The organism is Streptomyces sp. NPDC043878 (assembly GCF_056435735.1).
The window spans coordinates 171847-196853 of the sequence record NZ_JBWKDW010000017.1; the positions used below are offsets into that span (position 1 = coordinate 171847).

Consider the following 25007-nt stretch of genomic DNA (forward strand, 5'->3'; position numbering starts at 1 on the left):
ACGGGAGCCGACGGCCTGTCAGTTCCCCGATGGACAGATATGTATGACTATGTCCAAGATCAGGGGCATGCGTGGATTCCTTGCTTCCTCGATCGGCGTCACCTGCGCGGCCGCACTCGCCCTTCCGTCGGTCCCGGCCGCGGTAGCGGTCCCGGCCGCCGGGCGGGCGGCCGAGCCGTATGTCGCCGGTGTCCCCGGCAGCACCCAGTCGCTGCCCCTCGCCCCCCTCACCCGCGCCCTCGGCCCGGCCACCGCACAGGGCCTGTCGCGCCAGGACGTGCGGCACTTCTCGATGGTCGGCGTCATCTGGGACAACCCCGGGACCGAACTGCACGGCCGTGTGCAGGTCCGCACCCGCGCGGCCGGCACCGGCACCTGGTCCGGCTGGCAGGACGTCGAGACGCACAACACCGAACACGCCGCCGACCCGGACACCGCCGAGCGCGCCTCCGGCCGCGTGCGCGGTGCCACGGCCCCCCTGTGGGTGGGCGACTCCGACGGCGTCGAGGTGCGGGTGCGGGCGGCCGGCGAACGCGGGCCCCAGGACCGGGGCGAGACCGGCCACGGCACCCGCACCCTGGCGGCGACCTCCCCGCTGCCGTCGGGCCTGCGCCTCGAACTCGTCGACCCCGGTGACGCCGGTGACGCCGGTGACGCCGGTGACGCCGGTGACCCCGGTGTCGAGGTGCCGCCGCAGCCAGCCCCCGAGGCCGCCCCCGGCAGCGGCACGCTGGACCTGGAGACCACCGAGTCGCTCGCCGCCTCCGCCGCCAACACCGACCTCGCCGCGCTCGGCGCCACCGAGATCCCGGCCCTGGACGGACGCGCGACCGAGGAGGAGCTGTACACCCTGCGGGCCGGCGAACTGACCGAGCAGCAGCGGGCGAAGCCGTACATCGGGCCGCGTCCGCGCATCGTCACCCGGCGCGGCTGGGGCGCCGACGAGAGCCTCCGCGACAGGGGCTTCGTCTACACGAGCAAGGTCAAGGCGGCCTTCGTGCACCACACGGCGTCCGGCAACGGGTACCGCTGCTCACAGGCCGCCTCCGTCATCCGCGGTATCTACCGCTACCACGTCAGGAGCATGGGCTGGCGCGACATGGGTTACAACTTCCTCGTCGACAAGTGCGGCACCGTCTACGAGGGCCGGGCGGGCGGAGTGGCCAAGCCGGTCCTCGGCGCGCACACCCTCGGCTTCAACACCAACAGCATGGGCATCGCCGTGATCGGCACCTTCGGTACCGCGAAGCCGCCCGCCGCCGCCGTCACGGCCATCGCCCGGCTCACCGCGTGGAAGCTCGGCCTGTGGGGGGCCAATCCGCGGGGGAAGACATATCTGAGGTCCGGCGGTGGGAATCTCTACCGAAAAGGCAAGAACGTACGACTGAATGTGATCTCCGGCCACCGTGACGGTTTCTCCACGGAGTGCCCGGGCCGGCAGCTCTATCGCAAGCTCGGCTCGGCCCGCTCGGCCGCCGCCCGCTACCAGGGGCGCTAGACCGGCGGACAGAACCCGACGGACAGCGCGGTCCCCTCCGGTTCGAGTGAACGGCCGGGGGAGCTCTCACCGCCGTCGGGTGACAAAAGGCGGAACGCCGCCCTGCCGTCGAAGGCCCCGCACAGGGTTCTGCATACACTGGCCGGCCGAAAGACAGTTCGGCCGGTCCGGCAGGAAGCAGAGACGACAGGTGACAGAAGCGATCCTCCTGGTCGGCGGCAAGGGCACCCGACTGCGCCCCCTCACGGTGCACACGCCCAAGCCCATGGTCCGGGCGGCCGGGGTGCCCTTCCTCACGCACCAGCTGGCGAGGGCGAGAGCGGCCGGTGTCGAGCACATCGTCCTGGCCACCTCGTACCTGGCCGAGGTCTTCGAACCGTACTTCGGCGACGGCTCGGCCCTGGGACTCCACGTCGAGTACGTGACCGAGCGCGAGCCCCTAGGCACCGGCGGCGCCATCCGCAACGTCGCGTCCCGGCTGCACTCGGGCCCCGACGACCCGGTGCTCGTGTTCAACGGCGACATCCTGACCGGCCTCGACATCCGGGCGCTGGTCGACACCCACGAGTCGACCGGCGCCGACGTCTCCCTGCACCTGACCCAGGTGACGGACCCGCGCGCGTACGGCCTGGTCCCGACGGACGAGACGGGCCGGGTGACGGCGTTCCTGGAGAAGCCGCAGACCCCCGAGGAGATCGTCACCGACCAGATCAACGCGGGTGCCTACGTCTTCCGCCGCTCCGTCATCGACACCATCCCCGTGGGCCGCCCGGTCTCCGTCGAACGCGAGACGTTCCCGGACCTCCTGGCGGCCGGCGCCCACCTCCAGGGCATGGTCGACTCGACGTACTGGCTGGACCTGGGCACCCCGGCGGCCTTCGTCCGCGGCTCCGCCGACCTGGTCATGGGCCGGGCCCCCTCACCCGCCGTCCCCGGCCGCTGCGGGGACCGGCTCGTACTGCCCACGGCGAGGGTCGCCCCCGACGCCAAGCTGACCGGCGGCACGGTGGTGGGGGAGGGCGCCTTCGTCGCCGAGGGCGCGCGGGTCTTCGGCAGCACCATCCTGCCCGGCGCCGTCATCGAACCCGGCGCCGTCATCACCGACTCCCTCATCGGCACCCGCGCCCGCGTCGGCCGCCGCTCCGTCCTCACCGGCACCGTCATCGGCGACGGCGCGGTCGTCGGCGCCGACAACGAGCTGAGAGAGGGCGCCCGCATCTGGTGCGACGCCCGCATCCCGGCGGGCTCGGTGCGTTTCTCCTCGGACCAGTAGAGGTCCCCTCAGCCCGTCCGGCGCTTGAGAACGAGGCTGTTCAGGCCGAAGCGGGGGGCTGCGGGCGGCAGCCCCCGGGGATGGGACGGGAAGGGGCGGCGGGGGCGAAGAAACCTCGCCGTCACCCCGCCCCGACCGACCCAGCCGGTCACAACGCCCCGATGTCCCACTTCGGCATCTTCGGCGTCCGCCGCGCCGGCGTCCGCCCGCTCAGCAGAATCAGCCGCGCGGCCCGATGCCGCTGCCCCGCGTACGGCTCCAGCAACTCCAGCATCACCGCGTCGTCCGCGTCCCGGTCCCCCGCCAGCGCCCACCCGACGATCCCCGGCAGATGCAGATCGCCCACGGTCACCTCGTCCGGGGCCCCGTGACTGCGCTGCACGGTCTCCGCCGACGTCCACGGCCCGACCCCCGGCACCACCTCCAGCCGCGCCCGCGCCGCCGCCGGTTCCATCCCCACCGCCTGCTCCAGCCGCTCGGCCACCCGCACCGCCCGCAGGATCGTGGACGCCCGCTTGTTGTCGACGCCGGCCCTGTGCCAGTCCCACGACGGGATCAGCGCCCACGTCCGCGGCTCCGGCACCACCCACATCCGCTCGGGCGCGGGCCCCGGCGCCGGCTCCCCGAACTTGCGCACGAGCAACCGCCACGCCCGGTACGCCTCGTCGGTCGTGACCTTCTGCTCCAGGATCGACGGGATCAGCGACTCCAGCACCAGCCCGGTCCGCGTCAGCCGGAGCCCCGGCCGCCGGTGCCGGGCCACCGCCACCAGCCGGTGCCGCGGAACGAACGCCGACGGGTCGTCCTGCGCGCCGAGCAGCCCTGGCAGCCCGTCGAGCAGCCACTCAGCGCCCGGCCCCCACGCCTCGCCGCGCACCTCACCGCCGCAGGAGGCCACCCGCAGGGTGCCCGGGCCCGCCGGTGTCCGGCAGGTCCGCCACACCGACCCGTCCGGCAGCGCGCGGAACGTCGGATCACCGGGTCCGCGCCGCAGCGGCCCGAGCGCCAGCCCGAGATCGAGCGGCCCGTCGGGCACGAACGTCCGCACCCGCCCGGGGCCCGTGCTCTGCCGCGGCATGCCCGGGGGCACGGCGACCTGCCCGCCCCGCACGGTCGTACGGGTGGGCCGGGGAGTGAATCGTCCTGCCACGGGTGAGGTCCTAGGGAGCGGAAGGCGCCCCGGTGAAAGAGGGGCCCTACGAGGGTAGGCGCAGGCGCGCGTGCGTCACCGCACCTCGATGAAAGCTCCCGCCTCCCGCTCCGGCCGGGGCCGGGGTTCCTCCGCCGGATGTCCGACGGCCACGGCACCCATCGGGTCCCAGTCCGCCGGCAGGTCGAGCACCTCGCGTACGACGTCCCGGCAGAACATCGTGGACGACACCCACGCGGATCCCAGCCGTTCCGCGGCCAGCGCGACCAGGAAGTTCTGCACCCCGGCGCCGGTGGCGACCACGAACATCTCCCGCTCGGCCGCGTCCCGCCGCGCGTCCCCGTAGGTGTGCGACCCGTCCATGACGAGACAGGGCACGACGAGATACGGCGCGCCGCGCAGCACCTCGCCCCGCCGCACCCGCCTGGCGATCGACTCCTCGCTCTTGCCGTCCCGCCGCAGGTCGGCGATCCAGGCGTCCCGCATCGCGTCGAGCAGCCGCGTCCGCGACCGCGGCGACTCCAGCAGCACGAACCGCCAGGGCGTCGTGTGGTGCGGCGCCGGCGCGGTGACCGCCGCGGCCACCGCCCGCCGTACCGATCCGGTGTCGACCGGCTCGTCGGTGAAGGCCCGCACCGTGCGCCGCTGGGTCACCGCCTGCCGGATCGCCTCGGAGGTGCCGAGCCGGAACATGTCGTCGCGGGCGCCGCGCACCATGGTCCGCGCCCCCTCCCCGTCGACGCCGTCCACCACGTGCGGCAGCCCGCGGACGACGGCGACGGGCAGTCCGGCGGCCTTGCCCTTGGCGAGGTCGCCCGCCGCGGCCAGTTCGTCCGCCGTGGCGACGACGGTCGCGGCGAGCGGATTGCCGTACGCGTCGGTGCCCCCGCGCAGATCGTCCAGCACGCGCACGCCCGCGGCGCCGATCGCGACGTCCGTGAGCCCCGCGCGCCAGGGCCGCCCGAAGGTGTCGGTGACCACGACCCCGACCTCGACCCCGAGTGCCTCCCGCAGTCCGTCGCGGATCGCCCGCGCGGACCGGTCGGGGTCCTCGGGCAGCAACAGGACCGTCCCGGAAGGGGTGTTGGAGGCGTCGACCCCGGCGGCGGCCATGACGAGCCCCTGCCGGTTCTCCACGATGCGCAGCGCCCCGCGCCGCGCCACCACCCGGACGGTCTCGGCGTCGATCGCGGCCTCCCGGTCCGCCGCCTCGACGACGCGCCCCTCCGCCTTGGACACGATCTTCGAGGTCACCAGCAGCACGTCACCGTCGGCCAGGGCGGGTTCGGCGGCGGCGATCAGCTTGGCCAGGTCGTCGCCCCGCGCGACCTCGGGGAGACCCGGCACGGCCCAGACCCGGAAACCCGCGGGACCGCCCTGCGGGCACGCATCCGGAAACCCGCTCACGCGCGCACCTCCTCCGCCAGGTCGAGCGCCACGCGGGCCATCCGGGCGGCGGCGTCGACGTCGGTCATCAGCAGCGGTACGGCCCGGCACCGGATACCGGCCTCCTCGACCCGCTGCACCGCCTCCGCGTCGACGGTGTCCACGAGCCAGCCGTCGAGCAGCCCCGAGCCGTAGTGCTCGGCCACCGCGGCGGCCGTCGACTCCACGCCGACCGCGGCGAGCACCTTGTCGGCCATCCCGCGCACGGGCGCGCCCCCGACGATGGGGGACAGGCCCACCACCGGCACCCCGGCGTCGGCGATCGCCTCGCGGATGCCGGGCACGGCGAGGATCGTGCCGACGGACACGACCGGATTGGACGGCGGGAACAGCACGACGTCGGCCGCCGCGATCGCCTCCAGGACACCCGGCGCCGGCCTGGCCTGCTCGGCGCCGACCGGCACGATCGCCGCGGCCGGCACGGACGCCCGCAGCCGCACCCAGTACTCCTGGAAGTGCACCGCCTTGCGCTCACCGTCCACGTCGACGGCGACATGCGTCTCGACCCGGTCGTCGGTCATGGGGATCAGCCGCACGCCCGGCTTCCACCGGTCGCACAGCGCCTGGGTCACCGCGCTCAGCGGATAGCCCGCGCCGATCATCTGCGTCCGCACGATGTGCGTGGCGAAGTCCCGGTCGCCGAGCCCGAACCACTCCGGCCCGACGCCGTACGCCGCGAGCTCCTCCTTGAGGTGGAAGGTCTCCTCGGCCCGACCCCAGCCCTGCTCCTCGTTGATGCCGCCGCCGAGCGTGTACATCACCGTGTCGAGGTCCGGGCAGACCTTCAGCCCGAAGAGGTGGATGTCGTCCCCGGTGTTGCCGATGACCGTGATGTCCGCGTCCGGCACGGCCTGCTTGAGACCGCGCAGGAACCGGGCACCACCGATGCCGCCTGCCAGAACCACAATGCGCATGGGGCAAGTCTTGCAGGCGGGTGGGACAACGCGTCGGCCGGTCACGGCCTCAGCGCGTCAGGCGCTGACGACGTCCACGTCGTCGTGGCCCGCGGGCGCGGTGCAGGCGGAACGCCCGGAGTGCATGGGCATCTCCGTCAGCCCCGGGTGGTACACGTGCAGGCTGACGGCCGGTTCGAGGGCGTCGTTCACGACTTCGTGCACGTACCCCGGCGCGAACACGCGCTGCGCGCCGGCGCCCAGCGCGCGCGTGCCGCGTCCGGTGCGCTCGGTCAGGGTGCCCTCCAGGACGGTCAGGACACCGGAGGAGCGGCCGTGGTCGTGCAGTCCGCTGCCCTGTCCCGGCACCCAGGTCAGCAGCCACACCTCGTAGCCGGGGCCGGTGCGCAGCCGGTGGTACCAGCGGGTCGTCGCGTCGTAGCGGACCAGGTGGGCCCACTGGGAGCGGTCGGCGGCGACGGCGCGGGCCAGCCCGACGAAGTCGGCCACGGTGGCCGGGTGCTCGCGCGGCGCCTGGAGGAGGTGCGGGACTTCGAGGATGTCGCCGGCGATCTGGAGGTCGCTGTCGCTGTTCATGGGTGCGGTGGTTCCTCGGCGGGAGAGTGCTGGGGTGTCGCAGGTCGTTCCGCCCGGGTCACGAGCGGGAGGAGCCGCCTCGGGGGGCGGGGAGCAGCCGGAGCGCGGTGGGGCTCAACAGCTGGGACAGCAACAGCTGCAGCGAGCGCGGGCAGCACCGTGGGACCCGGCAGAGCGGGTCGGGGTGAATGCCGAGTTCGCGAGCATGCCCACAAGGACACCGGGTCACACCTTCACTGTCAACTCGGCGCCGGTCCGTGGGACGGGTTTCACCTCATCCGGTTCACCTCCCGGAGGAAAGGTTTGTGCACGCGTCACCCGGGACAGACGGCGCACGAGCCCCGGCGTGATCCCGTGATCCGACTGTGATCCGGTTCGCACCGGCGTGCGTGCCGGAACGAGACCGACGTCCTGGGCGTCTTCCTCCACGCAGCCGCGGAACGGCTCAGCGTGGAGTGGGCGACCCTTCCGGGCCCCATCCGCGTGTCAAGGTTTATGCCGATTTGAACACTTTCCGCTAGACCTTGGTTCCGCAGAGTGAATAAGGGGCCCAATAGCAGATCTCGGCTTGACTCGCTCGGAGCAGCACACTTGTAATTTCACTCGTGTCGTTCAGCCGACATCGCTGACGGCCACACCACGGGGACGCGAAAGACAGACGAGGGGCGCACATGACCGAGCTGGTGCAGCAACTGCTGGTCGACGACGCGGACGAGGAAATCGGCTGGCAGGAGCGCGCACTGTGCGCCCAGACCGACCCCGAGTCCTTCTTCCCCGAGAAGGGCGGCTCCACCCGCGAGGCCAAGAAGGTCTGCCTCGCCTGCGAGGTCCGATCCGAATGCCTCGAATACGCCCTCGCCAACGACGAGCGGTTCGGCATCTGGGGCGGTCTGTCCGAGCGCGAGCGCCGCAGACTGAAGAAGGCCGCCGTCTGACCCGGGAGCAGGCACCGTCCGTCCCCACGGGTTCGTCGCGAACGGCCCGTCGCGGGTGGGTTGTCCACAGGCGGCGGGCCGTCGTCATGCCCAGCCGATAGTGTGGTCGCTCGTCCGAGACGCACCGCCGTCCCCTCGGGGCACGGGCGTCCACCGCAGACCACCGAACCGGGGCCCGTACCTCGATGTCCGTGCACAGCCACACGGCAGCCCGTCACGACAGCGCTGCCGCACCCGAGTTTCCGCGTCACGTGGTGACAGCGGTCCTCGTCGCCCACGACGGCGCCCGCTGGCTGCCCGACGCGCTCGCCGGGCTGCTCGGCCAGGAACGCCCCGCGCAGTGCGCGGTGGCGGCCGACACCGGCAGCGCCGACGCCTCCGCCCAGCTGCTCACCGACGCCCTCGGCGCCGACCGGGTGCTGCACCTCGCCCGGCGCACCGGCTTCGGCCAGGCCGTGGAGGAGGTGAGCCGCACCGCACCCGTCCTCACCCCGGACGAACTGCCGTACCTGAAGCGGCCCAGCGGCTGGGACCCGGTCACGCGGACCTGGCGCGACGACGCCTACGACCTCCCGGAGCTCCCCCACGGGGAACCGGTCCAGTGGCTGTGGCTGCTGCACGACGACTGCGCCCCCGAGCCCGAAGCCCTGGCCCAGCTGCTGCGGGTCGTGGAGAACGAACACGAACTCGGCCGGGACGACGTGGCCGTGGTCGGCCCCAAGCTCCGCGGCTGGTACGACAGGCGGCAGCTGCTGGAGGTCGGCGTCTCCATCGCCCACTCCGGTCGCCGCTGGACCGGCCTCGACCGCCGCGAACAGGACCAGGGCCAGCACGACCACGTACGGCCCGTGCTGTCGGTGTCCACCGCCGGCATGCTGATCCGCCGTGACGTCTTCGAGGAGCTCGGCGGATTCGACCGGCGCCTGCCCCTGATGCGTGACGACGTCGACCTGTGCTGGCGCGCCCAGTCCGCCGGCCACCGCGTCCTGGTCGCCCCCGAGGCCGTCGTACGCCATGCCGAGGCGTCCTCCAGGGAGCGGCGCACCGTCGACTGCGTGGGCCGTACCGCCGCCTCCCCGCACAAGGTCGACAAGGCCGGCGCCGTCTACACCCTGCTCGTCAACACGCGCACCGCCGCACTGCCGTGGGTGCTGCTGCGGCTCGTCCTCGGCACCCTGGTGAGGACCGTCGCCTACCTCGTCGGCAAGGTCCCCGGCCAGGCCGTCGACGAGATCCGCGGCCTGGTGGGCACCCTGCTGCGGCCCGAGCGGATCATCGCCGGGCGCCGCCGCCGCGGCAGCCCCGCCGTCGACAAGGACGAACTGCGCCCGCTGTTCCCCCCGCCCGGCGCCACCGTCCGGGCCACCGTCGAACAGATCGCCGGCGACCTCTTCGGCAGCGCCGACGCGGAGGCGTCCGCGGCCGGACGGCACGGCGGCGGCGTCGAGTCCGGACCCGGCGGCGACGACGCGGACTTCCTGGAGATCGAGCAGTTCGCCCGTCTCAAGCGCATCGCCCGCAAGCCCGGCCCGGTGCTCTTCGTCATCCTGCTGCTCGTCTCGCTGGTCGCCTGCCGCGCACTCCTCGGCGGCGGCGCGCTCGCCGGCGGCGCCCTGCTGCCCGCCCCCGCCGACTCCGGCGAGCTGTGGTCGCGCTACCTGGACGCCTGGCACTCCGTCGGCCCCGGAGGCACCCCGGCCGCGCCCCCCTACCTCGCGCTCGTGGCGATGCTCGCCTCCGCGCTGTTCGGGTCCACCGGGCTCGCCGTCACGGTCCTGCTCGTCGGCTCGGTGCCGCTGGCCGGCGTCAGCGCCTACTTCGCGTCGCGCCCGCTCGTCGAGTCGCGGCTCCTGCGCGCGTGGGCGGCCGTCGTCTACGCCTTCCTGCCCGCCGCCACCGGCGCCCTCGCCGGCGGCCGGATCGGCACCGCCGTAGTCGCCGTCCTGCTGCCGCTCCTCGCGCGCGCGGGCATCGCGGCCAGCGGCCTGGCGCACACCTCGGGCGCGCGCGGCAGCTGGCGCGCCACCTGGGCGTCCGCGCTGCTGCTGACGGTGATCACCGCGTTCACCCCGGTCATCTGGCCGATCGCCCTGATCCTCGGCGTCGTCGTGCTGGCCGTGCGCCGCGGCGAGATCACCGCCTACGGTCTGCGCTTCCTGGCCCAGTTCGGCACCCCGCTGCTGATCCTCGCGCCCTGGTCCCTGTCGCTGCTGCCGTTCGGCTTCTTCCGGGAGGCCGGCCTGGAGTACGGCTCCTCGACCGCCTCCGCCCTCGACCTGCTCGGCGCCAGCCCCGGCGGCCCCGGCACGGTCGACGGGCTGATGCTCGTCGGCGTCGTCCTGGCCGCGCTGGCCGCCCTGCTGCGCGGCGAGCGCCAGTCCGGCATCGCCGGCGCCTGGGCCGTCGCGCTCGTCGGTCTCGTCTTCGCGGTGCTGTCCAACGACTCCACCTGGGCCGGCCCCGCGACCCTCGTCTACGGCCTCGCCCTGCTGGCCGCCGCCGCACTGGGCGCCGACGGCGCCCGCGCGCGGGTGGCCGAGCAGAGCTTCGGCTGGCGCCAGCCGGTGGCCGCGCTGATCGCCTTCGCCGCGGCGGCCGGCCCGCTGCTGGTCGCCGCCGGCTGGATGATCGGCGGCGCCGACGGCCCCCTGGAGCGGCGCGACCCCGTGCAGGTGCCGGCGTTCGTCGCCGAGGAGAGCGGCACCCGCGACCAGGCCCGCACCCTCGTCCTCGACAGCGACTCCCCGGCCCACGTCGGCTACATGCTGGTGCGCGGCTCCGGCGCCCGCCTCGGCGACGCCGAACTCGCCGCCGCCGAAGGCGAGAACGACCGGCTGGACAAGGTCGTCGCCAACCTCGTCGCCGGCTCCGGCGCCGACCAGGCCGACCAGCTCGGCGGCTTCGCCGTGCGCTACGTACTCGTCCACAAGGGCGCCCCCCGCGAGATCACCCGCGTCCTGGACGCCACCCCCGGGCTGACCCGGCTCAGCCAGCAGGACGGCAGCGGACTGTGGCGGGTCGACCAGGAGGTCTCCCGCGCGGCCGTCGTCGGCGCGTCCGGCTCGGCCGCCCCGCAGCCCGTCGCCGCCGGTCCCGTCGACGTGCACGCCACGCTCCCGTCCGGCGCCGCGGGCCGCGTCCTGCGCCTCGCCGACACCGCCGACCCCGGCTGGACCGCCACCCTCGACGGCAGGCCGCTCACCCGCACCACGGTCGACGGCTGGGCCCAGGGCTTCCAGCTCCCCACCTCCGGCGGGCGGCTGGACATCACCTACGACGACCCGGTCGGCCACACCGCCTGGCTGTGGACCCAGGGCGCCCTCGCGGTCGTCCTCGTCGTGCTCGCCCTGCCCGGCAGGCGCCGGAACGTCGACGACGACCTCCCCGAGGAGCCGGCCGTGACCGCCGAGCCCGTGGCCGGCGAGGGCCGCCGGGCCCGCCGGCTGCGCGCCCAGTCGGAGGCCGAGGAAGCGCTCCCGGAGGAGGACTTCCCCGCCCCCGAGCCGGACCAGCCCCCGGTGACCGTCCCGCAGCAGCAGTCCTACGGCGAGTGGGACGCCCCGAGCTACGCCGGCACCGACTACGACGGTTACGCCGGCGGGCAGTACCAGGACGGTCGGCAGTACCCGGCGGAGGGCTACGACCAGCAGCCCTACCAGGCGGACCCGTACCAGGGCACCCAGGGCGGCCAGTACGACCCCTACGCGTACGGCGGCACCGCGCAGCCGGCCTACGACCAGCAGCCGTACCAGCAGGGCTACGAGGGCTACGAAGGGCACGAGGGGTACGAGGGCTACGACCCCGCCTACGACCAGCGGCAGCCGCCGCAGCAGCACCCGCACGGCCCCGGCCGCGAGCGCCCCGACGGGAGTCAGCAGTGAACCGCACCACCCTGTCCCTGATCGCCGGCACCACCGCCCTCGCCGCCGTCACCGGCTTCGCCGCGATGAGCACCCCGGACGCCGAAGGCAAGGACACCGCCAGGACGGCCGCCGAACTCCCCGTGGAGCGCACCGGCCTGCTGTGCCCGGCGCCCGGCACGTCCGACCTCGCCGAGACCGCCTACACGTCGTTCACACCCGTCACGAAGGGCACCGGGAGCAGCGGCACGGTCCGACTCCAGCCCGCGGCGGCCCAGTCGGCCGACGGCACGAGCGGCAGGAAGACCTCGAAGAAGACCGCGAAGCCCGTGCTGCAGCCCAAGGAGCCCGGCAAGCCGGTCACGGGGGACGTCTCCGGCGGGGACGCGCCCGCGCTCGTGGGCACCGCCGAGGGGAAGCTGGCACCCGGCTGGACCGTCCAGCAGACCACCGAGGTCGCCGCGGGCGCCGGCCGGGGCCTGCAGGGCGTCAACTGCACCGCTCCCGACACCGACTTCTGGTTCCCGGGCGTCAGCACGGAGGCGGGCCGCACCGACTACGTGTACCTGACCAACCCCGATGACTCCGCGGCGGTCGTCGACCTGAAGCTCTACGGCAAGGACGGCGCCCTCGACTCCGCGGTGGGGGAGGGCATCACGGTCCGGCCGCACTCGGGCGAGCCGATCCTGCTGTCCACCCTCACCGGCGAGAAGCAGGCCGACCTCACCCTGCACGTGAACGTCCGCAGTGGACGCGTCGGCGCCGCCGTCCAGGCCCTGGACGACAAGCTCGGCGGCGACTGGCTGGCCGCGGCCGCGGAACCGGCGTCCGACCTCGTCATGCCGGGCATCCCGAAGGACGCCACCGCCGTGCGCCTGGTCGTCTTCACCCCGGGCGGGGCCGACGCCGACCTGAAGATCCAACTCGCCTCGCCGACCGGCCTGATCACGCCCGCCGGCCACGAGACGGTGCACGTGAAGGCGGGCATGACGTCCTCCGTCGACCTGGGGGACGTCACGCGCGGCGAGGCGGGCTCCCTGGTCCTGACACCGACGGACCAGCGGGTTCCGGTGGTCGCCGCCCTGCGGATCCTGCGCGGCAAGGGCGCCGACCAGGAGACGGCGTTCATCCCCGCCACGAACGCGGTCGGCTCGCGCGCGACCTCCGCCGGCAACAGCTCGAAGGGCAGCACCCTGTCCCTCACCGCCCCCCGCGGCACGGCCCAGGTCAAGGTCACGGCCTCGGCGGGCAGCGACGGCGGTACGCCGGTCTCCAAGACGTACACGGTCAAGGCGGGCACCACCCAGGACCTCCAGGCTCCCGTCCCCAGCGGCGTGAAGGGCACGTACGCGCTGACCGTCGAGCCGCTGTCGGGCGGCCCCGTCTACGCGGCCCGGACCCTGACGGCGACCCGCGAGGGCGTCCCGGCCTTCACCGTCCAGACCCTGACGGACGACCGGGGGACGGTGGCGGTCCCGGACGCCGAGCAGGATCTGTCGGTGCTGCAGAAGTAGCGGCGACAGCGCGGGGGGTCAGGGGCGGCCACTACGCGGAGGCTGCGGGGGCAGTGGGGTGCCGTACGGGGGAGGCCGCGGGGGGAAGCGGGGCGGCCGTACGGAGGAGGCGGCGGGCAGCGGGATGGCCCGAGTGGCTTGGCTCGCTCGCCGCCCACCGCCGACCGCTCGCCGCCCACCGCGCGGCGCCGACCCCTCGCCGCCCACCGCGCGGCGCCTGACCCTCGCCGCGCGCCCCCCGCCCTCCGTCCGCTCAGTCCTCGCCGTAGCGGGGATCCACCGTCTCCGGGGTCAGTCCCAGCAGCTCTGCCACCTGCTCCACGACGACCTCGTGGACCAGAGCCGCCCGCTCGTCCCGCCCCTTCGTGCGGATCTCGACGGGCCGCCGGTACACGACCACCCGCGCAGGATGGCCCTCGCGCGCGGACACCGTGCCGCCGAGCGGGACCCCCTCGTCGCTCCAGGTCTGGCCCGGTCCGTCCAGCCGCGGAACCTCCAGGACGAGGAAGTCGATGTCGGCCAGCTGCGGCCACCGCCGCTCCAGACGCTCCACGGAGTCCTGCACCAGATCGGCGAAACCCTCGGCGCGGCTCGCGGCGAGCGGTACCTGGGGTGGTGCGATCGGGCCGCGCATGCCCCGCCCATGGCGGTCACGACGGCGGGGCCCGCGGTCGGCGGCCCGGGGAGGTACGGGGTTGTCCATCACTGGTGAAGCGTAATCCTCGCCGGAGCCGGCCGCCCGGCCCCCACGCGGCAGCGGGGGCGACCTCCGGCCACCTCGCACGTCGTGGCGCGAGTTGATCGTTCCGGCCAAGGTTGGGCTCGAATCCGTAGCTCCGCGAGATCGTCGATCTCGCCGTAATTGGCGTGCTTTGTACGCAGTGATGACCGGGTCCGGAACCGCCGGACCCCTCGGGAAACGGTGTCCACGCAGGTCAGCGAGGTGTGCCCGGACAGCTGTGTGGGGTGTTTCACAGCCCGACACGGTGGGGTGACCTGGAGGGGAGTCGTCGCGGCCCGCTCAAGAGTGCGGTACCGTCCAACGTCGTGAGCCCTGTACGTCGCTGTTCGCGCACCGCTTGCGGCCGCCCCGCCGTCGCGACGCTGACGTACGTCTACGCCGACTCGACCGCGGTCCTCGGCCCGCTCGCCACCTACGCCGAACCCCACTGCTACGACCTGTGCGCCGAGCACTCCGAGCGCCTCACCGCACCGCGCGGCTGGGAGGTCGTCCGGCTGCTCGACAGCTCGGCCCCGGCCCGCCCGAGCGGCGACGACCTGGAAGCGCTCGCCAACGCCGTGCGTGAGGCGGCCCGCCCGCAGCAGCGGAAGGCCGAGGCCGGTGGCGCCCGCACGGTGGACCCGATGGAGGTCGCGCGCCGCGGCCACCTGCGGGTGCTGCGCTCCCCGGACAACTGAGCCCGCCCGCCCCCTCGTTGCTCTCCAGCGCGCGCGAACCGTCCCGCACGGTCCGCGCCGACGCCTTCTGACCTCAGGTCACGGCTGTGGATCCACTCGGCACACGCACAGCGGACTGCCGGACCGTACGGGTAGTTTGGGGCGACCGACAGGACTTAGGAAAGGTTGGCCGTGGCTGCTGATCTGTCGCAGATCGTGAAGGCGTACGACGTGCGCGGGGTGGTTCCGGACCACTGGGACGAGTCACTGGCCGAGCTCTTCGGGGCGGCCTTCGTCCGCGTGACCGGCGCGGACGCGATCGTCACCGGCCACGACATGCGGCCCTCGTCCCCGGGTCTGTCGGGTGCCTTCGCGCGCGGGGCGGCGGCCCAGGGCGTCGACGTGACCGAGATCGGCCTCTGCTCCACCGACCAGCTCTACTACGCCTCCGGCGTCCTCGGCCTGCCCGGCGCCATGTTCACCGCCTCGCACAACCCGGCCCGCTACAACGGCATCAAGATGTGCCGGGCGGGCGCGGCCCCCGTCGGCCAGGACACCGGCCTCGCGGAGATCCGCCGACTCGTGGAGTCCTGGGCCGACTCGGGCGCGCCGGACGCGGAGAAGACGGGCACGATCACGCGGCGCGACACGTTGCGGGAGTACGCGGCCTACCTCCGCTCCCTCGTCGACCTGACCGCGATCCGCCCCCTCAAGGTCGTCGTCGACGCGGGCAACGGCATGGGCGGCCACACCGTCCCCACCGTCTTCGCCGGCCTGCCGCTGACGCTCGTCCCGATGTACTTCGAACTCGACGGCACCTTCCCCAACCACGAGGCCAACCCCCTCGACCCGGCGAACATCGTGGATCTCCAGCAGCGGGTCCGCGAGGAGCGCGCCGACCTCGGCATCGCCTTCGACGGCGACGCCGACCGCTGCTTCGTGGTCGACGAGCGGGGCGCCCCGGTCTCCCCGTCCGCCGTCACGGCCCTGGTCGCCGCGCGCGAGCTCGCCCGGTACGGCGGCAGGGGCACGGTCATCCACAACCTGATCACGTCGTGGTCGGTGCCGGAGGTCGTCCGGGAGAACGGCGGCACCCCCGTCCGCGCCCGCGTCGGCCACTCCTTCATCAAGGCCGAGATGGCCCGCACCGGCGCGATCTTCGGCGGTGAGCACTCCGCGCACTACTACTTCAAGGACTTCTGGAACGCCGACACGGGCATGCTGGCCGCCCTGCACGTCCTCGCGGCCCTGGGCGGCCAGGACGGCCCCCTGTCGGGCCTCGTCGCCCAGTACGACCGCTACGCCGGCTCGGGCGAGATCAACTCCACGGTCGACGACCAGGCCGGCCGGCTCGCCGCGGTCAGGACGGCGTACGAGGGCCGCGAGGGCATCGAACTGGACGGGCTGGACGGGCTGACGGTCGCCGCCGCCGACTGGTGGTTCAACGTCCGCCCCTCCAACACCGAACCCCTCCTCCGCCTCAACGCCGAGGCCCGCGACGAACCGACCATGGCGAAGGTCCGCGACGAGGTCCTCGCGATCATCAGGAGCTGAGGGGCGGGTCTGCCGGGTGCCGCGGTTCCGCCGCCCGTCACCGCTCCGCCCACCCGCCGACCCCGTCCGCCGCGACCCCCGCGGCCGGGCGCCCCACGGCGGTACCCTGACCAGGCACATCCACCCACGCGCACGCAGACGCACACGAACCCGCGCGCCCGCCCGAAGGGAAACCCCATGCCGCTCGAAGCCGGCCTCCTGGAGATCCTCGCCTGCCCCGCCTGCCACGCCCCCATCAAGGAGCAGGACACCGAGCTGATCTGCACCGGTCAGGACTGCGGCCTGGCGTACCCCGTCCGCGACGGCATCCCCGTCCTGCTCGTCGACGAGGCCCGCCGCCCCGCGTGACCCGCCCCCGGCGACCCGCTCAATCGACGACCGGCGATCGGAGACTGCCGCCCATGCTCGACGAATCGCTGCTGGACACCCCCGAGGCGCTCGCGGAGGCCGACCGTCGCGGTCTGCTCCGCGGCGCAGCCGAGGCCGGCGCCCGCGTCCGTACCGCCGCCCGGCACGCGGCCGAGGCCGGCGTCGCCGACCTCAAGCCCGACGGCCGGCCCCGCGCGGTCCTCATCGCGGGCCCCGGCGCGGCCGCCACGCACGCCGCCGACCTGCTCGGCACGCTCGCCGGAGCGGGCAGCCCCGTCACCCGCCTCGCGCCGAGCGGCGTCGCCCCCGCGGCGGGCGCCCTGCGCTGGGAACTGCCCGGCTGGGCCGGCTCCGTGGACCTGCTCCTGATCACCACCCCCGACGGCACCGAGCCGGGCCTGTCCCTGCTCGCCGAAGCCGCCTACCGGCGCGGCTGCACGGTCGCCGCGGTCGCCCCCGTCGGCACCCCGCTGGCCGAGGCGGTGGCGGGCGCCCACGGCATGTTCATCTCCATGGCGACAGCGCCCTACGACCAGGAAGAACCCCTCGCCGCCTCGGCCCCCGGGGTGCTGTGGGCCCTGCTCACCCCGCTGCTCGCCCTCCTCGACCGCACCGGCCTGCTCAGCGCGCCGCCCGAGGCGTTGGAGAAGGTCGCCGACCGCCTCGACCAGGTCGCCGAACGCTGCGGTCCCGCCATCGCGACCTACAGCAACGCCGCCAAGACCCTGGCCTCCGAACTCGCCGACGCGCTCCCGGTGATCTGGACCGAGGGCGTCTCCGCCGGCCCCGCGGGCCGCCGGTTCGCGGCCGGCCTCGCCGAACTCGCCGGCCGCCCCGCCCTCGTCGCCGAACTGCCCGAGGCGCTCGCCGCGCACAGCGCCCTGCTCGCGGGCCCGCTGGCCGCCAGCGCCGACCCGGACGACTTCTTCCGGGACCGCGTCGAGGAGCAACCCGCCCTCCACGCGCGTGTGGTGCTGCTCCGCGACCGCCCGATCGGCGGCCTCACCGCCGCTCCGACCGCCCGTGACCTGGTCCTCAGCCACGACACGCCGATCAGCGAGCTGGAGCCGGAGGCCGGCGGCGAACTGGAGTCCCTCGCGGAGCTGATCGCCATCACGGATTTCGCCGCCGTTTACCTGGCGCTCGCCTCAGGCGCCTGATCTGGGCCCACGCCTTCTGACCAGCGCCCGCTGAGCAGCGTACGTAGGAGACAGAGACACAGCATGGACCGCCTCGACAACACCGTCCGCCCCTACGCCTGGGGTTCGACCACCGCGATCCCGAAGCTGCTCGGGGTCGAGCCGACCGGTCAACCGCAGGCGGAGATGTGGATGGGAGCGCACCCGGGCGCCCCCTCCCGCACCGGCCGCGGCACGCTCGCCGAGGTGATCGACGCGGACCCGGGCCGGGAACTCGGCCCGGAGTCCGTCGCCAGGTTCGGCCCCCGACTGCCCTTCCTCCTCAAGATCCTCGCCGCCGGCGCCCCGCTCTCCCTCCAGGTGCACCCCGACCTGGCCCAGGCCAGGGAGGGTTACGCGGACGAGGAGCGCCGGGGCATCCCCGTGGACGCCCCGCACCGCAACTACAGGGACGCCAACCACAAGCCCGAACTCATCTGCGCGCTCACCGAGTTCGACGGCCTGTGCGGCTTCCGCGCCCCCGCGCGGACCGCCGACCTGCTGGCCGGTCTCGGTGTCGACTCCCTCAAGCCGTTCGTCGACCTCCTGCACGCACGGCCGGAGGAGGCGGCTCTGCGCGAGGTCCTCACCGCCCTGCTGACCGCCGACCGCGCGGAGACAGCCGACACGGTCACTCAGGCCGCGGCCGCCTGCGACCGCCTGGGCGGCGACTACGCCCCCTACGCCGACATCGCCCACCACTACCCGGGCGACCCGGGTGTCCTCGCCGCGATGCTGCTCAACCACGTGCGGCTGCAGCCCGGCGAGGCCCTGTTCCTCGGCGCCGGCATCCCGCACGCCTACCTCAGCGGCCTCGGCGTCGAGATCATGGCCAACTCCGACAACGTCCTGCGCTGCGGCCTGACCCCCAAGCACGTCGACGTCCCCGAACTCCTGCGCGTCGTCCGCTTCGAGGCGGGCGACCCCGGCGTACTGCGCCCGGAGGCCGCCCCCGACGGCGAGGAGGTGTACGCGACCCCGATCGACGAGTTCCGGCTCTCCCGTCACGTCCTGGCGGAGGGCGCCCCCGCACACGACCTCACCCGCCCGACGCCTCAGATCCTGCTCTGCACGGCGGGCTCGGTCCGGGCCGGCGAGCACGAACTCACGCCCGGCGGCTCGGTGTTCGTCCCCGCGGGTGAGAAGGCCGAGGTGTCCGGCGGCGGAACGCTCTTCCGCGCCACGGTGGTCGCGTGACGGACGGGGTAGGCGTGACCTGAGGGACCGTTGCCGGAACGGGCTGCAACAATGGCCCACCGGCAAAGGACAGGCAAAGGTCTGCACGGCGTACGTACGGAAGGGACATCGCGGACACATGAGCGCGTCAGGCGGTACCAGGGCGATCGTGGCGGCACTCGGCGCCAACCTCGCGATCGCTGCATCGAAGTTCGTGGCGTTCGCGTTCAGCGGTTCCTCGTCGATGCTCGCCGAGGGCGTCCACTCGCTCGCCGACTCCGGCAACCAGGCCCTGCTCCTGGTCGGCGGCAAGAAGGCCCAGCGCGAGGCAACGCCCCAACACCCCTTCGGCTACGGCCGCGAACGCTACATCTACGCCTTCCTCGTCTCCATCGTCCTGTTCTCCGTCGGCGGCATGTTCGCCGTCTACGAGGGCTACGAGAAGATCCGCCACCCGCACGACATCGAGCGCTGGTACTGGCCGGTGGGCGTCCTCCTCTTCGCGATCATCGCCGAGGGCTTCTCCTTCCGCACCGCCATCAAGGAGTCCAACGAACTGCGCGGCTCGCTGTCCTGGGCGCAGTTCATCCGGCGCGCGAAGGCCCCCGAACTGCCCGTGGTCCTCCTGGAGGACTTCGGCGCCCTGATCGGTCTGGTCCTCGCCCTCGGCGGAGTCGGCCTGGCCCTGCTCACCGGCGACGGCGTCTGGGACGGCATCGGCACGGTCTGCATCGGTGTGCTGCTCATCCTGATCGCCCTCGTGCTGGCCGCCGAGACCAAGTCCCTGCTGCTCGGCGAGTCCGCGGGCGTCGAGGACGTGAAGAAGATCGAGGCGGCCGTCGTCGACGGGCGGACCGTCACCGGCATCATCCACATGCGCACTCTCCACCTCGGCCCCGAGGAACTCCTGGTCGCCGCCAAGATCTCCGTCGAGCACGACGACACCGCGGCCGAGGTCGCCGCCGCCATCAACGCCGCCGAGTCCCGTATCCGCGAGGCCGTCCCGATCGCCCGCGTGATCTACCTCGAACCCGACATCTACAGCGAGGCCGAGGCCGCCAAGGGCCCCGACCGCGAGGCCACCCCCGGCGGCCCGGCCCCCCACCCGGCCGGCCACTGACCCGCCTCCCCCTCCCCGCCGGCCGACGGCGCCGCACCCGCTTCCCGCACCCCGGCCACCGCGGAACGGCGTGAACTGTTCCCAGGCGGACTGGGGGCCATGCGCCGAGCGGTGTAGCTTGGAGCGGAAGCCAGACGTCGCTGCTGATGGCGGTCGGGCGGTCCGCACGCGGACCGGCCGAGGGAGAGAGGGCCTCCGACGGACTGCGCTGCGCGCACGCGGGCATCCCTGTGTCCTCCTGAGGGCACCCCTGTGTCCGCCGCCGCGCAGACCAGCCCTATCCCACCTCGCCCCGATCACGAGGAGCAGCCCGTAATGACGACCGTCGACAACCGTCAGGACTTCAAAGTCGCCGACCTCTCCCTGGCCGAGTTCGGCCGCAAGGAGATCACCCTCGCCGAGCACGAGATGCCCGGCCTGATGTCGATCCGGCGTGAGTACGCCGGGGCGCGGCCGCTGGCGGGTGCCCGGGTCACCGGTTCGCTGCACATGACGGTGCAGACGGCGGTGCTCATCGAGACCCTGGTGGCCCTGGGCGCCGAGGTCCGCTGGGCCTCCTGCAACATCTTCTCCACCCAGGACCACGCGGCCGCTGCCATCGCCGTCGGCCCGAACGGCACGCCCGACAACCCGCAGGGCGTCCCCGTCTTCGCCTGGAAGGGCGAGACCCTGGACGAGTACTGGTGGTGCACGGAGCAGGCGCTGACCTGGCCGAACACCCCCACCGGCGGCCCCAACATGATCCTGGACGACGGCGGCGACGCCACCCTCCTGGTCCACAAGGGCGTCGAGTACGAGAAGGACGGCAAGGTCCCGGACCTCGACACCGCGGAGTCCGACGAGGAGCGCGTCGTCCTCGAACTCCTGCACCGCACCATCACCGACGGCTCCCAGAAGTGGACCCAGCTCGCGTCGGAGATCCGGGGTGTGACGGAGGAGACGACGACGGGTGTGCACCGTCTGTACGAGATGCACCGGGACGGGTCGCTGTTGTTCCCGGCGATCAATGTGAACGACGCGGTGACGAAGTCGAAGTTCGACAACAAGTACGGGTGCCGGCACTCGCTGATCGACGGCATCAACCGGGCGACGGACGTGCTGATCGGTGGCAAGACGGCGGTCGTGTTCGGGTACGGCGATGTGGGCAAGGGCTGCGCGGAGTCGCTGCGTGGTCAGGGTGCCCGGGTGATCGTGACGGAGATCGACCCGATCTGCGCGTTGCAGGCGGCGATGGACGGCTACCAGGTGACCACGCTGGACGAGGTGGTCGAGACGGCGGACATCTTCGTCACGACGACGGGTAACAAGGACATCATCATGGCCTCGGACATGGCCCGGATGAAGCATCAGGCGATCGTGGGGAACATCGGCCACTTCGACAACGAGATCGACATGGCCGGTCTGGCGAAGATCCCCGGGATCGTCAAGGACGAGGTGAAGCCGCAGGTCCACACCTGGAGGTTCCCCGACGGCAAGGTGCTGATCGTGCTGTCGGAGGGCCGGCTGCTGAATCTGGGCAACGCGACGGGTCATCCGTCGTTCGTGATGTCCAACTCGTTCGCGGACCAGACGCTGGCGCAGATCGAGCTGTTCACGAAGCCGGACGAGTACCCGACGGACGTGTACGTGCTGCCCAAGCACCTGGACGAGAAGGTGGCCCGGCTGCACCTGGACGCGCTCGGGGTGAAACTGACCCGGCTGCGTCCGGAGCAGGCGTCGTACATCGGTGTCGAGGTCGACGGCCCCTACAAGTCGGACCACTACCGCTACTGAGTCCGCAGCCCCGCCCGCTGTGAGCGCGTCCGTGCACTGACGCGCTCCCCAGCGGCAGGTCCTCAGAGGCAGGCCCCCGCACCCCCGTGCCGGGGGCCTGCCCCTTTGGCCGGACCCAGCCCGTCAAGACCCAGGACCCCCATGCCCCGCGGCCGATATTCGCTCCACGACCCGCACGATCACACCCCCCTCGCAGAAGAGCACTTCCACTGCGCCCCCGGCCCTTCCGGCTGGCGCTACGTCGCCCAGCGGACCAGCCCCTCGGGCGAACCCACCGGTTCCGTCGACCTGGCCCTCGACGAACTCGGCCGCCCCCTCCGCCTCGAACTCCACGCCGCGAGCTGGCAGGTACGCGGCGCCGCCCTCGACGGCGTCACCTGGGTCCGGACGGACCCCACCGGGACTCACGCCACGGAAGGCAACGTGCGCGCCCACGCCTTCACCGGCACATCCCCCGCTTTCCTCATCGCCGTCACCCGCCTCCTGCGCCTCACCCCCTCCGCCTCGGCGACCCGTGTACGCCTCGTGGCCCTCACGGACCCGGTCCTCGCCCCCCGCACCGTGGACCAGTCCTGGGCCCTGCTGAAGAGAGAAACACACGGCACTGACAACGGCCCCCTGGCCGTGGACGAGTACCAGGTCACAGCCCTGGACACGGGCGAACAGCACGCCGTGCACATCGCCGGCGACGTGGTGCTCGCGGCGCCCGGCATCGAGCTGGAAGACCTGGCGTCACCGCCGTCGACCTTCACCTGAGCCGGCGAGAAGGGGTCGCTACGCCGGGGGTGCGAACCCGGTGGCGGGGCGGCCGTCCGGGGCGGACCCGGCGACCGGCGGCGCGGCCTCCGCCGGCCCGACCGGCCGACTCGGCTGTACCCGGGCCCCGAACCCCTCGCCCGCCCCGGCCGCCGAGGAACCTCCCGGCGGTGCGTACGAGCCGTACGAGTTGTGGAGCCCGGGCGCCTGAACCCCCTGGCCATAGGCGGCCGGCGCGCCCATGACGCCACCGGCCCCACCGTTCCCGAACGCCCGCCGGGCCTCCCTGGCCTGCCGTTCCTGCAACACCGCAGCCAGGTAGGCGGCCGGCGGAACGCCCTGGGGCGCCGGAGCTCCGGTACGGGCCGCGACATCGGTGGCGAGCCGCTGCGCCATGGCCCAGCCCACCTGCGGGTCCAGCTGCTGCATGCGCGTCAGGTACTGCCGGACGGAGAGCCACAGGCTGTCGGGCACCGCCGACAGGTCGAGTTCCGAGAAGCGCCCCGCCAGCCAGGGAGGCGGCGGCGGAACGAAGCCCGTCCGGGCGGCCGGCACCCGCTCCCGTACGACCAGGGTGCCCGCGAACACGTCACCGAGCCGTCGGCCACGCGCCGACACCAGCGAGGCGACGACCGCGACGACCCCGAACGTCATCAGGATCTCCACCGCTCCGATCGCACCCCGCACCAGCGCATGCCGGAACCGGATCGGCCCGCCGTCGTCCCGCACCACCCGCAGACCGCACGCCGACTTGCCGAGGGAACGCCCGTGGCTGAGCGTCTCGACCGCGATCGGGCCGCCCACCAGCACGAGCAGGAACGCCGCGATGGACAGCGCGATCTGCGCGGCGTCGTCCAGTGAGGAGGTGGAGGCCGCCAGAGCGACCACCACGAGGATGTAACAGACCATGGCCACGGCCAGATCGAGCAGCACGGCCAGTGCCCTGCTGGGCAACCTCGCCGGGCGCACCTCCAGCGCCACCGCCTCACCCGTCACCAGCTCACTCACGCCCGTCGTCCTTCCCCTGACCTGCCCTGCGAACGGCCAGTCTGCCAAGCTGAGGGCGCATCGCGCCGCAGTACGACAAGCTGACATCCACGACGAGCAGCCGACGAGCAGCCGAGGAGCAGGCAAACCGATGGACCTCGACGTTTTCGTCACCGCCCACCGGGCCGAATGGGACCGCCTCGACGCCCTGCTCCGTCGCCGGCGCCGACTGAACGGCAGCGAGGCCGACGAACTCGTGGCCCTCTACCAGCGCACCGCCACCCACCTCTCCCTCATTCAGTCCAGTGCTCCCGACCCACAACTGACCGGTCGCCTCAGCCAGCTCGTGGCACGCGCGCGCAGTGCGGTGACAGGCACACGGCGGGCCTCCTGGCGCGATGTGACCCGCTTTCTGGCGTACAGCTTCCCGGCGGCGGTCTACCGGTCGCGCCACTGGTGGGTGCCCACCGCACTCCTGTCCACGGTCGTGGCAGCACTCCTCGGCTGGTGGATCGGCACCCACCCCGAGGTGCAGGCCACCATCGCGGCCCCCACCGCACTGCGCGATCTCACCCGCCCCGGCGGTCAGTACGAGACGTACTACTCCAGCCACCCCGCGGCCTCCTTCGCCGCCCAGGTCTGGACGAACAACGCCCAGGCCGCCGCCATGTGCCTGGTCCTGGGCGTGTTCCTCGGACTGCCCGTCCTGTGGATCCTCTTCCAGAACATGCTCAACCTCGGCGTCGGCTTCGGCCTGATGTCGTCGGCCGGCCGTCTCGACACCTTCCTCGGGCTCGTCCTTCCGCACGGGCTGTTGGAGCTGACGGCCGTCTTCGTCGCCGCCGGCACGGGACTGCGTCTGGGCTGGACCGTGATCGACCCGGGCCCCCGCTCCCGGCGCACGGCACTCGCCGAGGAGGGCAGGGCAGCGGTGGGCATGGCGATCGGACTCGCGCTGGTTCTGTTCGTCTCCGGCGCCATCGAGGGCTTCGTGACCCCGTCGGGACTGCCCACCTGGACCCGGATCGGCATCGGAATCGCCGCCGAACTCGCCTTCCTCGCATACGTCTTCGTCCTGGGCGGACGCGCGGCCCGCGCCGGCGACACCGGTGACGTGGAAGCTGCCGAGCGCAGCGCCACGGTCCCCACCGCCGCCTGATGTGCGTCCGACGCCGCTGAGCTGCTACTGTCTCCTTCGCCCCAAGAGAGCCGTTGACACGGAGGGACTGGGGAGGTAGATTCGAACAGTTGCCTGGAGCTGGGTTGGTATTCGGCTCGGCAGCGGATAGTATCTGTCTGCTTCTGAGAACTTCGATTTCGAAGAAGCCACTTCCCGATAAATCGGAAACAGACGGCCGGTCAGTCCGGCTCGAAACTTCTGATAAAGTCGGAACCGCCGGAAAGGGAAACGCGAAAGCGGAAACCTGGAAAGCACCGAGGAAATCGGATACGGAAACGGTCTGATAGAGTCGGAAACGCAAGACCGAAGGGAAGCGCCCGGAGGAAAGCCGCGAGAGAGTCTCTCGGGTG

The 25007-nt window shown here is 73.1% G+C and carries 20 protein-coding genes; 14 read left to right on the forward strand and 6 right to left on the reverse strand.

Translation table 11 applies throughout. From position 1 onward, the window contains the following. The first annotated feature begins 67 nt into the window (after window positions 1-67). Together AC07AZ_RS23955 and manB are read left to right on the forward strand one after the other, a co-directional pair. Window positions 68-1498 (forward strand): peptidoglycan recognition protein family protein, encoded by a 1431-nt coding sequence (locus AC07AZ_RS23955; RefSeq protein WP_478850948.1) that lies wholly within the window; start codon window positions 68-70, stop codon window positions 1496-1498. Window positions 1499-1688: 190 nt separating this feature from the next. Next, entirely contained in the window at window positions 1689-2771 is a 1083-nt protein-coding gene (manB, locus tag AC07AZ_RS23960) for a mannose-1-phosphate guanylyltransferase (RefSeq protein WP_478850950.1), read from the forward strand. Window positions 2772-2919: 148 nt separating this feature from the next. Here manB and AC07AZ_RS23965 read toward each other — a convergent pair whose 3' ends face one another. From AC07AZ_RS23965 to AC07AZ_RS23980, 4 genes are all read right to left on the reverse strand, one after another. Beyond that, window positions 2920-3921 carry a DNA-3-methyladenine glycosylase family protein gene (locus AC07AZ_RS23965; RefSeq protein WP_478850952.1) on the reverse strand — a complete coding sequence of 334 codons (1002 nt, stop codon included), beginning with the start codon at window positions 3919-3921 and terminating at the stop codon, window positions 2920-2922. 75 nt (window positions 3922-3996) lie between these two features. Next, complete coding sequence (locus AC07AZ_RS23970) at window positions 3997-5328, reverse strand: coenzyme F420-0:L-glutamate ligase (protein ID WP_478850954.1); 1332 nt, start codon at window positions 5326-5328, stop codon at window positions 3997-3999. Next, a complete protein-coding gene (gene cofD / locus AC07AZ_RS23975; RefSeq protein WP_478850956.1) occupies window positions 5325-6281 on the reverse strand; it encodes a 2-phospho-L-lactate transferase in 957 nt (318 codons plus the stop codon). The genes AC07AZ_RS23970 and cofD overlap by 4 nt, the downstream gene beginning before the upstream one ends. 57 nt (window positions 6282-6338) lie before the next feature. Then, complete coding sequence (locus tag AC07AZ_RS23980) at window positions 6339-6857, reverse strand: cysteine dioxygenase (protein ID WP_478850958.1); 519 nt, start codon at window positions 6855-6857, stop codon at window positions 6339-6341. Between the two features lie 671 nt (window positions 6858-7528). Between AC07AZ_RS23980 and AC07AZ_RS23985 the strand changes: the two genes are divergently transcribed. The 3 genes from AC07AZ_RS23985 to AC07AZ_RS23995 all read left to right on the forward strand — a co-directional run bounded on the left by AC07AZ_RS23985 (window position 7529) and on the right by AC07AZ_RS23995 (window position 13166). Continuing rightward, complete coding sequence (locus AC07AZ_RS23985) at window positions 7529-7792, forward strand: WhiB family transcriptional regulator (RefSeq protein ID WP_356042746.1); 264 nt, start codon at window positions 7529-7531, stop codon at window positions 7790-7792. A 185-nt stretch (window positions 7793-7977) separates the two neighbouring features. After that, the gene (locus tag AC07AZ_RS23990; RefSeq protein ID WP_478850961.1) at window positions 7978-11673 is read left to right on the forward strand and encodes a glycosyltransferase family 2 protein; all 3696 of its coding nucleotides are present in this window, start codon (window positions 7978-7980) and stop codon (window positions 11671-11673) included. Continuing rightward, window positions 11670-13166 (forward strand): DUF5719 family protein, encoded by a 1497-nt coding sequence (locus tag AC07AZ_RS23995; protein WP_478850963.1) that lies wholly within the window; start codon window positions 11670-11672, stop codon window positions 13164-13166. Before AC07AZ_RS23990 ends, AC07AZ_RS23995 begins: the two co-directional genes overlap by 4 nt. A gap of 253 nt (window positions 13167-13419) precedes the next feature. On the opposite strand, the gene AC07AZ_RS24000 is transcribed toward AC07AZ_RS23995, so the two are convergent. Then, window positions 13420-13869 carry a metallopeptidase family protein gene (locus AC07AZ_RS24000; protein ID WP_478850965.1) on the reverse strand — a complete coding sequence of 150 codons (450 nt, stop codon included), beginning with the start codon at window positions 13867-13869 and terminating at the stop codon, window positions 13420-13422. Window positions 13870-14213: 344 nt separating this feature from the next. Between AC07AZ_RS24000 and AC07AZ_RS24005 the strand changes: the two genes are divergently transcribed. The 8 genes from AC07AZ_RS24005 (at window position 14214) to AC07AZ_RS24040 (ending at window position 22490) form a co-directional block, all read left to right on the forward strand. Further along, a complete protein-coding gene (locus AC07AZ_RS24005) occupies window positions 14214-14585 on the forward strand; it encodes a DUF3499 domain-containing protein (RefSeq protein WP_478850967.1) in 372 nt (123 codons plus the stop codon). Window positions 14586-14756: 171 nt separating this feature from the next. Further along, window positions 14757-16118 (forward strand): phosphomannomutase/phosphoglucomutase, encoded by a 1362-nt coding sequence (locus AC07AZ_RS24010; RefSeq protein WP_478850969.1) that lies wholly within the window; start codon window positions 14757-14759, stop codon window positions 16116-16118. A gap of 177 nt (window positions 16119-16295) precedes the next feature. Further along, entirely contained in the window at window positions 16296-16466 is a 171-nt protein-coding gene (locus AC07AZ_RS24015) for a Trm112 family protein (protein WP_478850971.1), read from the forward strand. 53 nt (window positions 16467-16519) lie between these two features. Next, window positions 16520-17647, forward strand: a complete 1128-nt coding sequence (locus AC07AZ_RS24020) for an SIS domain-containing protein (RefSeq protein WP_478850973.1) — start codon at window positions 16520-16522, stop codon at window positions 17645-17647. Window positions 17648-17710: 63 nt separating this feature from the next. Beyond that, window positions 17711-18862, forward strand: coding sequence for a mannose-6-phosphate isomerase, class I (gene manA, locus AC07AZ_RS24025; protein ID WP_478850975.1), 1152 nt, complete (start codon window positions 17711-17713; stop codon window positions 18860-18862). Between the two features lie 118 nt (window positions 18863-18980). Continuing rightward, window positions 18981-19961 (forward strand): cation diffusion facilitator family transporter, encoded by a 981-nt coding sequence (locus AC07AZ_RS24030; RefSeq protein ID WP_478850977.1) that lies wholly within the window; start codon window positions 18981-18983, stop codon window positions 19959-19961. 315 nt (window positions 19962-20276) lie between these two features. Beyond that, window positions 20277-21734 (forward strand): adenosylhomocysteinase, encoded by a 1458-nt coding sequence (ahcY, locus tag AC07AZ_RS24035; RefSeq protein WP_478850979.1) that lies wholly within the window; start codon window positions 20277-20279, stop codon window positions 21732-21734. A 141-nt stretch (window positions 21735-21875) separates the two neighbouring features. Next, window positions 21876-22490, forward strand: a complete 615-nt coding sequence (locus tag AC07AZ_RS24040; RefSeq protein WP_478850981.1) for a hypothetical protein — start codon at window positions 21876-21878, stop codon at window positions 22488-22490. An 18-nt stretch (window positions 22491-22508) separates the two neighbouring features. Here the strand turns inward: AC07AZ_RS24040 and AC07AZ_RS24045 are convergent, their stop codons facing one another. Next, window positions 22509-23498, reverse strand: coding sequence for an RDD family protein (locus AC07AZ_RS24045; RefSeq protein ID WP_478850983.1), 990 nt, complete (start codon window positions 23496-23498; stop codon window positions 22509-22511). A gap of 130 nt (window positions 23499-23628) precedes the next feature. On the opposite strand from AC07AZ_RS24045, the gene AC07AZ_RS24050 reads away from it, so the two are divergent. Then, the gene (locus AC07AZ_RS24050; RefSeq protein ID WP_478850985.1) at window positions 23629-24636 is read left to right on the forward strand and encodes a stage II sporulation protein M; all 1008 of its coding nucleotides are present in this window, start codon (window positions 23629-23631) and stop codon (window positions 24634-24636) included. The last annotated feature ends 371 nt before the right edge of the window (window positions 24637-25007 follow it).